Source organism: Streptomyces sp. Ag109_O5-1 (assembly GCF_003814875.1).
In the GTDB taxonomy this organism is placed as follows: Bacteria; Actinomycetota; Actinomycetes; order Streptomycetales; family Streptomycetaceae; genus Streptomyces; species Streptomyces sasae.
In genome coordinates this window covers 889,489-903,322 of the sequence record NZ_RKQF01000001.1, presented here as the reverse complement: position 1 = coordinate 903,322, position 13,834 = coordinate 889,489, and the positions used below count along the sequence as shown (strand labels likewise).

Annotated in this window: 11 protein-coding genes and 1 pseudogene; 9 read left to right on the top strand and 3 right to left on the bottom strand. The window is 71.5% G+C overall.

Annotation, left to right across the window (positions count from 1 at the left end):
• Window positions 1–103 precede the first annotated feature (103 nt).
• Window positions 104–1,288, top strand: a complete 1,185-nt coding sequence (locus EDD90_RS04090; protein ID WP_123971788.1) for a type III polyketide synthase — start codon at window positions 104–106, stop codon at window positions 1,286–1,288.
• Between the two features lie 86 nt (window positions 1,289–1,374).
• Here EDD90_RS04090 and EDD90_RS04085 read toward each other — a convergent pair whose 3' ends face one another.
• The gene (locus EDD90_RS04085; protein WP_123971787.1) at window positions 1,375–3,561 is read right to left on the bottom strand and encodes a SpoIIE family protein phosphatase; all 2,187 of its coding nucleotides are present in this window, start codon (window positions 3,559–3,561) and stop codon (window positions 1,375–1,377) included.
• A gap of 364 nt (window positions 3,562–3,925) precedes the next feature.
• Here EDD90_RS04085 and EDD90_RS04080 point away from each other — a divergent pair, with 364 nt between their 5' ends.
• The 4 genes from EDD90_RS04080 (at window position 3,926) to EDD90_RS04065 (ending at window position 9,231) form a co-directional block, all read left to right on the top strand.
• Window positions 3,926–4,753 carry an FAD binding domain-containing protein gene (locus EDD90_RS04080; RefSeq protein WP_123971786.1) on the top strand — a complete coding sequence of 276 codons (828 nt, stop codon included), beginning with the start codon at window positions 3,926–3,928 and terminating at the stop codon, window positions 4,751–4,753.
• Window positions 4,750–7,467, top strand: coding sequence for a molybdopterin-dependent oxidoreductase (locus tag EDD90_RS04075; protein WP_123971785.1), 2,718 nt, complete (start codon window positions 4,750–4,752; stop codon window positions 7,465–7,467). Before EDD90_RS04080 ends, EDD90_RS04075 begins: the two co-directional genes overlap by 4 nt.
• Before the next feature lie 6 nt (window positions 7,468–7,473).
• Window positions 7,474–8,445 (top strand): antibiotic biosynthesis monooxygenase, encoded by a 972-nt coding sequence (locus tag EDD90_RS04070; RefSeq protein WP_123971784.1) that lies wholly within the window; start codon window positions 7,474–7,476, stop codon window positions 8,443–8,445.
• A 162-nt stretch (window positions 8,446–8,607) separates the two neighbouring features.
• Complete coding sequence (locus tag EDD90_RS04065; protein WP_123971783.1) at window positions 8,608–9,231, top strand: hypothetical protein; 624 nt, start codon at window positions 8,608–8,610, stop codon at window positions 9,229–9,231.
• 43 nt (window positions 9,232–9,274) lie between these two features.
• Here the strand turns inward: EDD90_RS04065 and EDD90_RS04060 are convergent, their stop codons facing one another.
• Complete coding sequence (locus EDD90_RS04060) at window positions 9,275–10,207, bottom strand: M56 family metallopeptidase (RefSeq protein WP_123971782.1); 933 nt, start codon at window positions 10,205–10,207, stop codon at window positions 9,275–9,277.
• Window positions 10,208–10,215: 8 nt separating this feature from the next.
• Window positions 10,216–10,599 (bottom strand): BlaI/MecI/CopY family transcriptional regulator, encoded by a 384-nt coding sequence (locus EDD90_RS04055; protein ID WP_185148908.1) that lies wholly within the window; start codon window positions 10,597–10,599, stop codon window positions 10,216–10,218.
• 291 nt (window positions 10,600–10,890) lie between these two features.
• Here EDD90_RS04055 and EDD90_RS58500 point away from each other — a divergent pair, with 291 nt between their 5' ends.
• The 4 genes and pseudogenes from EDD90_RS58500 to EDD90_RS04035 form a co-directional block, all read left to right on the top strand.
• The gene (locus tag EDD90_RS58500) at window positions 10,891–11,958 is read left to right on the top strand and encodes a TerD family protein (RefSeq protein ID WP_123971780.1); all 1,068 of its coding nucleotides are present in this window, start codon (window positions 10,891–10,893) and stop codon (window positions 11,956–11,958) included.
• A gap of 77 nt (window positions 11,959–12,035) precedes the next feature.
• Window positions 12,036–12,398 (top strand): metalloregulator ArsR/SmtB family transcription factor, encoded by a 363-nt coding sequence (locus tag EDD90_RS04045; RefSeq protein WP_123971779.1) that lies wholly within the window; start codon window positions 12,036–12,038, stop codon window positions 12,396–12,398.
• Window positions 12,391–12,720, top strand: a complete 330-nt coding sequence (locus tag EDD90_RS04040; RefSeq protein ID WP_123971778.1) for a cation-transporting P-type ATPase — start codon at window positions 12,391–12,393, stop codon at window positions 12,718–12,720. Before EDD90_RS04045 ends, EDD90_RS04040 begins: the two co-directional genes overlap by 8 nt.
• A gap of 8 nt (window positions 12,721–12,728) precedes the next feature.
• Window positions 12,729–13,757 (top strand): annotated as a pseudogene (locus tag EDD90_RS04035) (HAD-IC family P-type ATPase); the annotation flags it as partial.
• Between the last annotated feature and the right edge of the window lie 77 nt (window positions 13,758–13,834).

Sequence of the window (13,834 nt, the reverse complement as noted above, 5' to 3'; positions counted from 1 at the left end):
GTCAAGTAGACGGCCATGACGGTGTCTTGACCGCAGCCTCCTGGATCAGGCAGGTTTGAGACACTTCACGTCATCCGTGGGCTTGCTGGGAAAGCTGTGTGCTATGGGCGCCTACCTGTGTCCTCCGGTCGTACTGCACGGCGAACACGCCGTGGAGACAAGCCAGATCCTGGCGGAGGTGCGGAGGCGGCACCCACAGGCACCGTGGCTGTCGCGGATCGACGGCATCGCCGCGAGTACGGGGATCGCCTCGCGTGGCTGGATGCTGCCGCTGAAGACGGCTGCCGCGCCCGGCAGCGGGAGCGGCCTGCGAACTCCCGGCGCCGGTCAGGCTCGTGAGGCGCTGGCCGGCCGCGGGTTCACCGGCGAGGAGGTGAACCGCGTGATCGCCGCACTGGAGGCGATACCGGCGCCGCAGACCATCCAGGAGCGCACCGCGCCGGCCTGGGCGGCCGTGCAGACGTACGGGGAGCATGCGGCGCGTGGGGCCCTTCGAGCCGCCGGACTGGAAACCGCCGACGTCGACTGTCTGATCACCAGTCACTCCACCACCCCGGCCCTGCCGGGGCTGGACCTGTCCCTGCTCAACCGCCTTCCGCTCCGTGACGACGTGCTGCTGCTGCCCGCCACCCAGTGGGCCTGTATCGCCGGTACCCGATCGCTGGCGCTGGCGGCCGACCTGGTCGCCGCGGACCCGGACCGGGTGGTGCTGGTGGTGATATCGGAGGCGTTGAGCACGACCTACCAGCCTGCCGACGACACCCTGGAATCGCTGATCGTCCGGCTGCTGTTCGCGGACACCGCCGTCGCCGTGGTGGTCACAGGGCACCCGAGGACGGAGTCCGTCCTGAGGCTGGACGCGGTCTGGCACCACACACTGCTCGGCACCACGGACCTGCACCGGCTGGAAACCCGGGCCGACGGCACTCACTTCGTGATGGACCGTCGTGGGCCGCGTGCCGTCCAGCAGACGGTCGCCGCGATGTGGGAGTGGCTGCGCGTACGCCACCAGGACGACCGGCACCCCTGGCATCCCGATCTGCTGCTCGCGCATCCCGGTGGGACGCGGGTGCTGGAGTACATGGAACAGACGATGCCCGACGCGTGGCCCACGGGGCTGCTGCACTACAGCCGGGACAGCTACGCCACGGGCAACCGCGGCGGCGCCGCCGTGCTCGACATCCTGCGGCGCGCGCACGACGCCGGCCAGAAGTCGGGCAGCCGCACCCTGCTGTACGCGGCCGCGCCCGGACTGACGGCCACGGCCGTGGAAGGGGAGTGGCTGTAACCGGAAGCACGCCACCGCCCCGCGCATCCGGGCTCTGTCCCGGTCTCGTCTCCGGGCTCTGTTCCGGTCTTGTCGCGGCGCGGGCGTCATGCCTCCAGTTCCGCCCACACCGCCTTGCCGGTCTCGGTCCACCGCACCCCCCAGCGGATGGTGAGCTTGTGGACGACGTGCAGACCCCGCCCGCTGTCGTCGAGCAGCCCACCGCGGTGCAGGCGCGGCCGGCCGTTGCCGGCGTCGCCGACCTCGCACGACAGCAGACTCCCGCTCTTCACCAGCCGCACCGTGACCGGCCCGGCGCCGAACCGGACGGCGTTGGTGACCAGTTCGCTGATCACCAGCAGCGCACTGTCCCGGGCCTGGCCGCCGATGTGCCAGCGCTGCAGGAGGGGGGAGGCCAGGGCGCGGGTGCGGGCGGCGGTGTCGTCGCGGGCGGGCAGATGCCAGGTGGCGGTGTCCCGGCCGCGGCGGCCTGTCATCCGGGCGAGCAGCAGGGTCACATCGTCCCGCAGATGCCCTGGCGGGGTCAGACCGGCGACGACGCGACGCGCGGCCTGTTGCAGATCGTCCCAGGGATGCACCTCGCGCACCGCGTCCGTCAGCCGGCCGATGCCCTCGTCGATCGAGGCCGCCGGATCCTCCACCAGGCCGTCGGTGTAGAGGACGAGGAGCGAGCCGGGCGGGGCGGCGAACTCCTGGACGTCGAACGGCTCCCGTACGACGAACTCGGCTCCCAGCGCCGGGTGTGGTTGCGCCGCGACCGTCTTGGCGGACCCGTCGGGATGGACCAGGACCGGGGGCAGATGCCCGGCGTTGGAGATCGCCACCCGGTGGTCGACCGGATCGTAGACCGCGATGCAGCACGTCGAGCCCAGCGCGCTGTAACCGGCCGCCAGGCCCGCGTCCGTGTCGTCCAGCAGCGTCACCGTCTCGTCCAGACGCTCCAGCACCTCTCCGGGGCCCAGCCCCGCCGACAGCAGCGCGCGGGCCTCCATGCTCAGCTGGCCCATGGCCGCCGCGGCCCCCAGACCGTGCCCCACCACGTCACCGACCACCAGCGCGGTACGGTCACCCGGCAGCGGAAAGCTGTTCACCCAGTCACCGCCGACGCCCGCACTGTCGGGGGTGGTGGGCTCGTAGACGCTGGCGACCTCGATGGTGTCGCTGCCCGCCCGAGGCAGCAGCCGGCGCTGCAGCGCCAGCACCTGGGCGTGCTCACGCTGATGCTGGCGGGCCAGGTCCACATGACGGGCGGTCTTCGCCACGAGTTCCTGCAGGTCGAGCAGCTCGCCTTCGCTGAAGAGGCGATCCGGCCGCCGCCAGACCTCCGTCACGCCCAGGACGACGGCCCCCGGTGCGCCTTCGGGCCCTTCCACGACCAGCGGGATGCAGGCGACACTCACCGGCCGGTCGCCGGGCACCATCGCGCGCACCAGGTGCGGATCGGCGAGAGTCTGCTCGATCGCCTCACGGTCGGACATGACAATGGCCCGGGGAACGTCGTCACGCATCACCGCACCGGCCAGCAGACGGCTCGCCTCACGGGGAAGGTTGTCCCCGGGGGTCAGGTACCCCTCGGGCCAGGCCCGGTCGGGCGCCAGGGCCGCGCGCCGCAGCCGGATGCGCTCGTGCGTCTGTTCGGTGACCGCCTCGCCCGTCCACACGGCGTAGTCGAGGTCCACGGCGGCCACGTCCCCCCACGCCAGCAGGGACTGGGCCAGGGACTGCGCGGTCTCCCCGATGTCCAGCGACATCCCGATCGCGGTGGCGGAGGCGTACAGGTGCAGCCGCTTGGCCATCGCGATCAGGGAGACCGTCAGGCCTTGCTGCGGTGGCGCGGCGGGCAGGATGCTCATCGAGACCAGCAGCTCGGTGCCGTCGTCCCGCCGCAGGCTCTGGACCCGGGCGACGTGCGCCTCTGCGGTGTCCAGAACTCTCCGGAGCCGTTGCGTCACCGTCGGGACGTCCCCGGGCGGCAGCAGGTCGACGAACGCGGACCCGGGCGCGACACTCACCCCCGCGAAAGGCGCGGCGTCCAGGTTGCAGCCGGTGATCCTCAGCTCCCGGTCGAGGTTGACCACCCCGAGGATCTGTTCCTCGTCCTCGCTCTCCTCGCCGGCGCCCCAGGGCCGGCGCGCGTGGTAGCCCACCGACGGAGCGGCACGGCCTGCGGCCGCCGTCGTTCCGGCCCTCGGGATGTAATCCGCCAGGGCCCCGCTCACCATGTCGTACGGCGAAGCGGAGGAAGAGGAGGGAGAGGAGGGCGTGGGATCCATGCGCCTCACACAGTTCGTTGACTCCGGCGCGCGCCGGAAGACGTTCCCGAGTTCATGCGGTCGAGCCCCGAGATCCCTCACCGCACATCTCATGAGTAGCACAAATACCCTGCTCGCCGAAGGGGTGAAGGCTGCTGGAACGGCGTGGGCCATGACGTCTGCACCTGCATTCGATCACGGGATCGGAGACGTGACGCGCCGTGAGTTGTCGGGCGGGGCGGTAGGTTTCCGGGGGCCGGACCGCAGGAATATGTGGTGACTGAACGTGCCGAGTCAAACACTTTCGGTTTCCTTCGGTCGGGCCGCTGTCCGCATGCTGCGATAAACTATGACAAAAGTTTCAGTGGCCGGTAGGTCGGTTCTCATGGACCTCAACACCATCACCGAAGTGGTCCGGCGACCGCCCGGGCGACCGGGCACCGAATGGCGCGAGGGCGACGCCTGGCTCGCCGGCGGAACATGGCTCTACTCCACCGAGCAGCCGGACCTGCGGCGGCTGATCGACCTGACGGCGTTGCGCTGGGAGCCTCTGGTCGTGACGGAGGTGGCCCTGGAGATCGGCGCCACCTGCACCATCCATGACCTGTACGCCTTCCCCTGGCCGCAGGAGTGGACCGCCGGGATTCTCTTCCGGCAGAGCTGTGAGGCGTTCCTGTCCTCGTTCAAGGTCTGGAACGCGGCGACCGTCGGCGGCAACATCTGCATGTCCCTGCCGGCCGGCCCGATGATCACGCTGACGGTCGCGATGGAGGCGCGGTACGAACTGTGGGCGGCCGACGGCTCCATACGCTTCGTCGACGCCCTCGACTTCGTCACGGGCGACCACCGCAACATCCTCGCCCCCGGGGAGATCCTCCGGCGCATCGTCGTCCCGCGCCACGCGCTGCGCAGACGCACCGCACACCGTCGCTTCACGCTGACCCGGCTCGGCCGTTCGACGGTGTTCCTCGTCGGCACCCAACGGCCGGGCGGGGGCGACCTGTTGCTCACCGTCACCGCCGGCACCACACGGCCGGTCCGGATCGCCTTCGACCGCCTGCCCGATGCCCGGACCGTGCGGCGGCACATCGACGCGGTGCCCGACGACGTCTGGTTCGCCGATCCCAACGGGACCCCCGACCACCGTCGCCATCTGACCCGGCACTTCGCCGAGGAGATCCGCCGCGAACTCACGGCTGGGGACCTGGCATGAGCTACCTCGTGAACGGCAGGGGATTCGACCGGGAACCGGCTCCCGGCCAGTGCCTGCGCACCTTCCTGCGCGAACTCGGCCACTTCGGCGTCAAGAAGGGATGCGACGCGGGCGACTGCGGCGCCTGCACAGTGTGGCTGGACGGCGCACCGGTGCACAGCTGCATCACCCCCGCGTTCCGTGCCGACGGCCGTGAGGTGACCACGATCGAGGGCCTCGGACGGCCCGGCGCCCCGCATCCCATGCAACGGCAGTTCGAGGACGCCCCCGGATTCCAGTGCGGTTTCTGCACCGCAGGGATGATCATGACGTCGGCGACCTTCACCGAGGAACAGAAGGCCGACCTGCCACGGGCGTTGAAGGGCAACCTCTGCCGCTGCACCGGATACCGGGCGATCGAGGACGCCGTGAAGGGGGTCGGCGCGGTGGAGACGGCGGCACCGGGCAAGGCCGTCGGGACGAGCGTCGGCGCGCCTGCGGGCCACGACGTGGTCACCGGGCATGCCGAGTTCACCCTGGACACCCACATCGACGGCATGCTGCACCTCAAGGTGCTGCACTCGCCCCACGCACACGCCCGGATCCGCTCGATCGACAAGAGCGCCGCCCTCGCGGTGCCCGGCGTGCACCGCGTCTACACCTGGCAGGACGTACCCCGCAGACGCTTCACCACGGCGATCCACACCGACCACCTGGTCGACCCGGACGACACCTGCATCCTCGACGACACGGTCCGCTTCGCCGGCCAGCGCGTCGCCGCGGTCCTGGCGGACACCGTCGGTGCGGCCGAGGAGGGCTGCCGTCGTCTCGTCGTCGAGTACGACGTGCTGCCGGCGGTGTTCGACCCCGAGGCCGCGATGGCCGACGGCGCACCTCAACTGCACGGCTCCCACGATCCGTTCGTCCGCGACCCCGCCCACAACATCCTGATCGAACTCCACTCGCACATCGGCGATGTCGACGAGGGGTTCGCCGCGGCCGACGTGATCCACGAAGGCACGTACTTCTCCCCGCGGGTGCAGCACGCGCATCTGGAGACCCACGGTGCCATCGCCTGGATGCAGGACGGCCGGCTGAACGTCCGCACCAGTTCGCAGTCACCGTCGATCGCGAAGGTCAAACTGGAGTACCTGTTCGCGCTCCGCCCGGACCAGGTGAGGGTGTTCTGCAAGCGCGTCGGCGGCGGATTCGGCGGGAAGCAGGACGTGATCGCGGAGGACCTGGTCGCGCTCGCCACCCTGGACACCGGGCGGCCCGCCTGCCTGGAGTACACCCGCGAGGAGGAGTTCACCACGGCCTCCCCGCGGCATCCGATGACCCTGACCGTCAGACTCGGCGCGAAGGCCGACGGAACGCTCACCGCGTTCCAGATGCGCAACGTGTCGAACACCGGCGCGTACGGCAACCACGGCGGCGAGACGCTGTACGCGGGCGGCGCCGCCGTCATGATCTACCGCTGCCCCAACAAGAAGTACGACGCGTACTCCGTCTACACGAACACCGTGCCGAGCGGGGCGCTGCGCGGCTACGGCATGACACAGCCGGCGTTCGCCGTGGAGTCGGCGATGGACGAACTGGCCCGCGCCCTGCACATCGACCCGCTGGAACTGCGCCGACGCAACATCGTGCGGCCGGGCGACCCCCTGGTCGCCCTGCACGACGGCCCCGACGACGTGGTCTTCACCGAGGACGGGCTCGCCGAGTGCATCGACCTGGTGGGCGACGCCCTGGCCCGTACGGCCGGCCCGCCGTCCCTGGGCCCCCAGTGGCTCGTCGGTGTCGGCGTCGCGAGTTCCCTGCACGAGACCGCGCCCCCGACCGAACACCTCTCCGAGGCCTGGGTCACCCTGGGCGACGATCTCATCTACGAACTCGCCGTCGGGACCGTCGAGTTCGGAGAGGGAACCTCCACCGCGCATGTCCAGATCGCGGCCGACCAGCTGGGTACGACGCCGTCCCGGATCCGTCTGGTGCAGTCCGACACCGACCGCACGGGATTCGACACCGGCGCCTTCGCGAGCGCGGGCCTCTTCGTGGCGGGCAACGCGGTCCAGCGGGCGGCGGGCGCCGTACGCGACCGCATCCTGGAGTTCGCCGCCAGACAGACCGGCGTCCATGTCGTGCTGTGCACGATGGACGACGACGGTGTCCGCTGCGGGGACCGGCGGGTGTCGCTGGCCGAACTCGTCGCGTCGGCCCGCAAGCGCGGCATCCGTTTTACTGCCGCGCGCAAGGCGTACGGCTCGCCCCGGAGCGTCACCTCAAACACCCAGGGGTTCCGGGTCGCCGTGCACCGTGTGACCGGTGAGATACGGATCCTGTACAGCGTGCAGGCGGCCGACGCCGGAGTGATCATCAACCCGGCGCAGGTCCGGGGACAGATCGAGGGCGGTGTCGCCCAGGGGATCGGCTTCGCGCTGACCGAGAACCACCACGTCGACGGCAACGGCGTCATGGTCAACCCGAACCTCCGCAACTACCGCATCCCCACCTACGCCGACATCCCCCGCACCGAGGTGCTGCTGGTGGGCTCGGCGGACTCGGTGGGTCCCGTGCGGGCGAAGGGGATGGCGGAGTGCTGCATCAACCCGGTCGCCCCCGCGCTGGCGAACGCGGTGCATGACGCGACGGGCGTCCGCTTCCGCGCCCTGCCGCTGACCCCGGAACGCATCTACGGCCGGCTCCCCGCGGAGCAGTCGGTGTCGGCAGGCTGAGCCATCATGAACGCCGAACGGAACATCGCCGCCGCGGCGACGGCGATCATCGGCCAGAAGGTCCTGCCCGGGATGGAGCGGCAGTTCGAGTCCTGGCAGGAGGATCTCAACACCGCTGCCTCCTACTACCCCGGTTTCCTCGGCGCCGAGGTCTCCCCGCCGACCCGGCTGCAGACCGACTGGGTGGTCGTGTACCGGTTCGACTCGGTGGCTCATCTGCAGGCGTGGATCAACAGCGCGACCAGGCAGACGTATCTCGACGTCGGCGCCAGGTATTTCGACGGTCCGGCGACCCAGCAGGTGGTCAGCAGCGGCACCCAGTCACTGGATCCGCTGGTCACCGTGGTGGTCACACACCGCGTCCATCCGAACCAGGTCGACGACTTCCTCGACTGGCAGCACCGCATGGTCGAGGAGGAGAGCAGGTTCGAGGGGTTTCGCGGGACCGAGCTCTTCCGCCCCGTCGAGGGACTCCAGGAGGAGTGGACCACGCTGTACCGCTACGACAGCGCCGAGCACCTCGACGCCTGGCTCACATCGCCTCAACGGCAGGAGGTGCTGGCCGAGGGCAAGAAATTCAGCGACTTCGACCTGCGTACGATCGACAACTCGTTCGGCAGCTGGTTCGCCTTCGAGGGCAACGGCAAGGAGACACCACCGCCGCCCTCCGAGACCAGGACCTCCCTCGCCATCTGGGTCGGCCTCTACCCGACCGTCGTCCTGCTGACCCTCGCGCTGTCCCCGCTGCACCTGCCGCTCTGGATCGGTCTGCTCGTGGGCAACCTGCTGTCGAGTTTCATCATGAGTTTCCTGACCATGCCCTACTACGTGAACCCGCTGCTCGGGCGGTGGCTGCGGCCGCCGCCGGAGGAACCCGCGAGGGCCAACCTGCGTGGCCTCGGCATCGTCGTGGCGGCACTGGCCTGCTGGGCCGTCGTCTTCTACTTCGTCACCGTCCGAATCTGGACCCTGCCCTGACCGGCGACACCGACCCGCAACCAGTATGTCCAGGAGCCGGTGGCCCGCCGTTGCTCTGTCGTTTGCGCAAGTCCGGAACCGTTAGACTCGCGACTCCCCGCCGCGAGCGTCATCGCTCGGTGACGGACCGTGAACGGCGGGCCTTCGAGCATCGGGGGATGCGTGACGGGTCCTGGACGGCCGCTGCCGGAGTTGAACGCGGTGTTCGAGCGGATGCTGGATCGGGCCCTGGGGCTCGAACAGGTCGCCGAGGCGATCGGCGGGGGCGTCGGTCCGCTCGGCTGTGAGGAGTTGCGAGACCGGGCGCTGCGGGCGCGAGCGGCCATCGTGGCGTTCGCGGACATCGAGTACCGCGCCTATCTCGAAACCCTGGCCGCGGCCCGCGAGGGCGGGCCGCCGGCCACCGGACCGCCGGGTGCGGCCGCGAAACCGTCCGCGCTCCCGGTGCTCCGGTGGCGGGTGCCGGCGGTGACCGGGCTGGTGCTGCTGCTGTCCGGATTCGCCGCGCATTGCTACGGCGGCCGCCCCCATGCCGGGGTCGGCCTGGTCGCCGCCGGGCTGCTGGTCGAGGCGATCGCCGTCGGAGCGGCCGTCGGCGATGCCGTGCGGGTCTCGGTGGCGGCGGCCCGGGGCCGCCCCGAAGCCGAGCGCGATACGCCCCCGGATGCGACCGGGGCCCGGCTGACCTGGGAACTGGCTCTGCTGGAGCGGGGGATGGTCCCGTTCCTCCTCGGGCGCATCGAGGAGGAACGGATGGTGCAACGGGGCGAGCGCGTCGCGCGTTAGTCCTTCCGGATGGAAACGGCGGTCCGGATGGAAACGGCGGTCGTTACAGCGGTGTGGCCGCGCGGAGGAGCAACAGCAGGGTGACGGCCGAGTTGGCGGAGAACATGGCCGACAGTGCGGCGCCGGCGGTGGCGGTCCACAGGGCGAGTCCGGCGGTGGTGAACGGGGACGGCCAGTCGCGCAGGGCGGGCGGCGGGCCGAGCAGGGCCGCGACCCGGCGGGGGAGCGGCCCCGGTGCGGCCAGGCCGGCGAGTGTGGGGGCGGGGGTGCCGCGGGAGACGAGGGCGGCCGTGCCGATCGCCCGGGCGACGGTTCTGCGGCTGCCCACGGTCTGTGCCGCCTCCTCGTCCGCCCAGCGTTCCGCGGTGTAGGCGACGGCGGTCCGCAGGGGCAGCAGGAACGGGTTGGCGCGGGCGGCGAGCCGGACGGACAGCAGATGGCGGTGGTGCCGGGCGGTGAGATGGGCGCGCTCGTGTGCGAACAGGGCGCGGCGCTCGCGGGAGGTGAGGCGGGCGAGCATCGCCGTGGACACCACGATGCGGTCGCGCGGGCCGCCGGGCAGCGCGTAGGCGTAGGGCTGGGCGTCCGGCAGGACCGCGACCTGGGAACGCGGCAGGCCTTCGAGGGCCTGATGGGCCCGTCGCCGCACCCGGCGGTGGCGCGCCAGCGCGCGTGCGCAGCCGGCCAGGACCGCGAGGAGCGCCGGGATGGCCGCTTTCCCGGCGATCTCGTGCCGCGGCACGCTCTCGCGCACTTCGGGGTCCGACCAGCCGTCCGGGAGCGGGTTGCCGGGCAGTTGTGCGGTGCCCACCACCATCAGCAGGGCCAGGCACACCGTGCTGCACAGGGCCATGACGGTGGCGACCGTGGTGAGCAGCACGGTCGCGGTGCGCGGATGGAGACGCTGTTCGGCCAGGCGGGCGATCGGCCACGCGGTCAGGGGCAGGACGAGCGGCAGAAGGACGAAGATGCCCACGGACGTGCTCAGTCCTCCCCGTCCGCGTCGCGCAACAGCCTGCGCAGCAACTGCTCGTCGTCCTTCGGCAGGGTCGTGATGAAACTGGCCAGCACGGCCTGCCGGTCCTGTTCGCCGTCCAGGACCCGGCGCATCTTCAGCGCGGCGAGACCCGCCCCGTCCGCGGCCGGCGTCCAGAGGCACGAACGGCCCTCCCGCCTGCGGGTGACGGCGTCCTTCGCCAGCAGGCGGGCCAGCACCGTCATCACGGTGGTGTAGGCGAGGTCGGCGGCCAGCCGCTCGCGCACCCAGCCCGCGGTCACCGGACCCCCGGCGGTGTGCAGTGCGGTCAGCACCTGGGTCTCCAGCGCACCTTGCGCCCTGCGCCGACCACGCTGATCCACCTCGACCACGCGCCCCCTCCCGTTTCCGGCCGGTCCCCGCCTCGTTGCTCGTGCCGGGGAGTGCCACATCGTACAAAGCGGTGTCCGTGCCCTGGGCGATTAGGGCGACGAGTGCCTTGCCGCTGCGGTCTGTCCCGGCGCGGCGGCACGCGTCGAGCGCCCGAGGTTGTAAGTTGCTTGTTTGCGCAACCCAAGGCACAGTCATGCGGGTTGGCGAGAACCCCCGGGCAGCCGGCGAACTGGAAGGAGCTCGGCCGCATTGATCGCGAGAGACACGGAAAGCCGTCGCGGAGGGCGCGTATGAGCACGTCCCTGGCCAAGGGCGGCAACGTCTCACTGAGCGGGCGGGCTCCCGGGCTGACGGCCGTGACGGTGGGGCTGGGCTGGCAGGCGGACACGGGCTACGACCTGGACGCCAGTGCCCTGCTGTGCGATGCCTCCGGCAGGGTGCCGTCCGACGACTGCTTCGTCTTCTTCAACAACCCGAGCAGCCCGGAGGGATCGGTCCGCCGTATCGCCGGCGGCAGCCCCGTCGGCGGCGACGACCAGCAGATCCTGGTCGACCTCGACCGGGTCCCCGGCCAGGTCGAGAAGATCGTCTTCCCGGTATCGCTCTACGAGGGCGCTGCCCGCGGCCAGAGTTTCGGACAGGTGCACCGCGCCCACATCCGCGTCCTCGACCGGGACTCGGGAGCCGAACTGGCCCGCTACGACCTCACGTCCGGCCGGCTCTCCGGCGAGACCGCGCTGGTCTTCGGCGAGTTGTACCGGCACGGCGCCGAGTGGAAGTTCCGCGCGGTCGGCCAGGGCTATGCCTCCGGACTCGCGGGCATCGCCGCCGACTACGGCGTGGACGTCCTGCGCGGGACGGGGTCCGGCCCGGCCGACCCCGGCGCTCCCGCTCCTGTGCCACCCGTGCCCCCTGCCCTCACCGTCGTCCCGCCACCGCCGCTTCCGCCGGCCTTCGCCCCCGCACCAGAGTCCATCGGGAGTCCCGCCATGACCTGTTTCTTCGACCCGGCCCACGGCCCCGGCCAGACGACCGTCACCTGGTCCCCGCAGTGGGGTGTGCCGCGCCCGGTCCAGGCCTGCCCCGGATGTGCCCAGCGGGTGCAGACCACACCGCCGCCGTTCTATACACCGCCCCAGCAGGGCTATCCGCAGCAGGGTTATCCCCAGCAGTACGGCTACGGGCAGCCGTACGGGGACCACCACGACCACGGTCAACACCAGGAGGGCGGACGCCGGTTCGGTGCCGGTGCGCTGATCGGTGCCGGCGCGGCCGGTCTGATCGGCGGCGCGCTGCTGAACGAGGCGTTCGACGACGACGAACCCGACGTGACCGTCAACAACTACTACGAGGACTGACGGGCCGGGCGGCTACACTGGGTCGCCGTACGGGTGTTGATCGTGACGCGCCGTGACAGCAGAGGGAGGGGCGGGCCGTGGCGGGGAAGGCCGGTGGCGTCGAGGATCCCTCGGCAGAGGTACTGACGGACGCGGCAGCGGTGTTCGGACTGCTCGCGTCCTCGGCCCGGCTGCACCTCATGTGGGCGCTGGCCCAGGGCGAGAGCGATGTCACGCATCTGGCCGACCGGGTGGGCGGCGCGCTGCCCGCCATCAGCCAGCACCTGGCCAAGCTGAAACTCGCCGGACTGGTGCAGGCCCGCCGGGAAGGGCGGCGGCAGATCTACTACATCGACGACCCGGACATCGTGACCGTGGTACGGGTCATGGTCGGCCAGCTGACCGCGCGTTCGCATCAAGTCCCGGCGCCGGCACGCCGGTTGCACGGGACCGGTGGCTGAGACCACTGCGGCCTCGGGGCAGGGTGCCGAGAACCCCGGCCCCATGGTCGTACCGGCCCCCGGAGCCCGCGGAACAGGGCCGGGGGCCGGCGTGCCGACGCTGCTCGCGGTGCTGCGACGCCTGGACAGCGGTCCACGCGGCCTGACGGAGGCCCAGGCCGAGGAGCGGCTGGCCCGCTTCGGCGAGAACACGGTGCCGGCCGCCCACGAGGCGCCCTGGCCAAGACTGTTCGTCCGCAGCCTACGGGATCCCTTCACCGCGGTGCTGGGGTGCCTCGGGCTGGTGTCGGCGGCGGTCTCCGCCTGGGGACGGCGTCGGTGATCCTGCTGCTGGCCGTCTTCGCCGCGCGGGGCGTCACCGTGAAGGTGCTCACCGGCGACCATCCGGGGACCGCCGCCCGGGCCTGCCGTGATCTGGGCATCCCCGTGGCCGGGGACCAGGTGCTCGCCGCCGGCCGCGTCGACGGCCTCACCGACGCCGAACTCACCGCCCTGGCCCGCCGTACGGCCGTCTTCGCCCGCTGCACCCCCGAACACAAGGCCCGGATCACCCGGGCCCTGCAATCCGACGGGCACACCGTCGGCTTCCTCGGCGACGGCGTCAACGACCTGCCCGCCCTGCGCGCCGCCGACGTGGGCATCGCCCCGCGCGAGGCCGCCGACGTGGCCCGCGAAGCCGCCGACGTGGTGCTGGCGGAGAAGGACCTCACCGCGATCGCCCACGCCGTCGCCGCCGGCCGGCACGCGAGCGGCAACATCGCCACCTATCTGCGCATCACCCTCTCCTCCAACCTGGGCAATGTCATCGCCATGCTCTGCACGGGCCTGCTCCTGCCGATGCTGCCGGCCCAGGTCCTCACCCAGAACCTGTGCTTCGACGCGGCCCAGCTCGCCTTCGCCCATGACCGTCCGCACCCGTCGGTGCTGCGTCGGCCCACGGTGCTCAGACCTGGTGATCTGCTGCGCTTCATCACCGGTTTCGGTGTTCTCAACGCCGCGGCGGACCTGGCCACTTTCGGGGTCCTGGCGCTCGCCCTGCACGGTCTGGGGACGGCCGCGGAGCCGGCGTTCCACTCCGGCTGGTTCACGGAGAACCTGCTCACCCAGGCCCTGGTGATGCTCCTGCTGCGGCTCGGCCGGACCGGCGCGGAGGGCCGTCGGCCCGGTCCCGTGGCCCAGGCCGCGGCGGCGCTGGCCGTGATCGGGCTGCTGCTGCCGCCGTCCCCGCTCGGGCCGCCGCTCGGTCTGACGGCGCTGCCCGCGGTCTACTACCCGTTGCTCACGGCCGTGCTCGCGCTCTACACCGCCGGGCTCCTGGCCGCCCGGGCATGCCGAGGGCGCCGGGAGGCCAGCTGGTGAGCCGGAGTCCACTCGGACACAAGGCCGCCTCACACAGTTCTTAGTCCGGGTGCGGTAGAAGAGAGCAGGATCAGGGT

Excerpts from the sequence above, each read along its gene's own strand:
- EDD90_RS04090 (WP_123971788.1), top strand. The coding sequence starts at position 104 with ATGGGCGCCTACCTGTGTCCTCCGGTCGTACTGCACGGCGAACACGCC.
- EDD90_RS04085 (WP_123971787.1), bottom strand. The coding sequence starts at position 3,561 with ATGGATCCCACGCCCTCCTCTCCCTCCTCTTCCTCCGCTTCGCCGTAC.
- EDD90_RS04080 (WP_123971786.1), top strand. The coding sequence starts at position 3,926 with ATGGACCTCAACACCATCACCGAAGTGGTCCGGCGACCGCCCGGGCGA.
- EDD90_RS04075 (WP_123971785.1), top strand. The coding sequence starts at position 4,750 with ATGAGCTACCTCGTGAACGGCAGGGGATTCGACCGGGAACCGGCTCCC.
- EDD90_RS04070 (WP_123971784.1), top strand. The coding sequence starts at position 7,474 with ATGAACGCCGAACGGAACATCGCCGCCGCGGCGACGGCGATCATCGGC.
- EDD90_RS58500 (WP_123971780.1), top strand. The coding sequence starts at position 10,891 with ATGAGCACGTCCCTGGCCAAGGGCGGCAACGTCTCACTGAGCGGGCGG.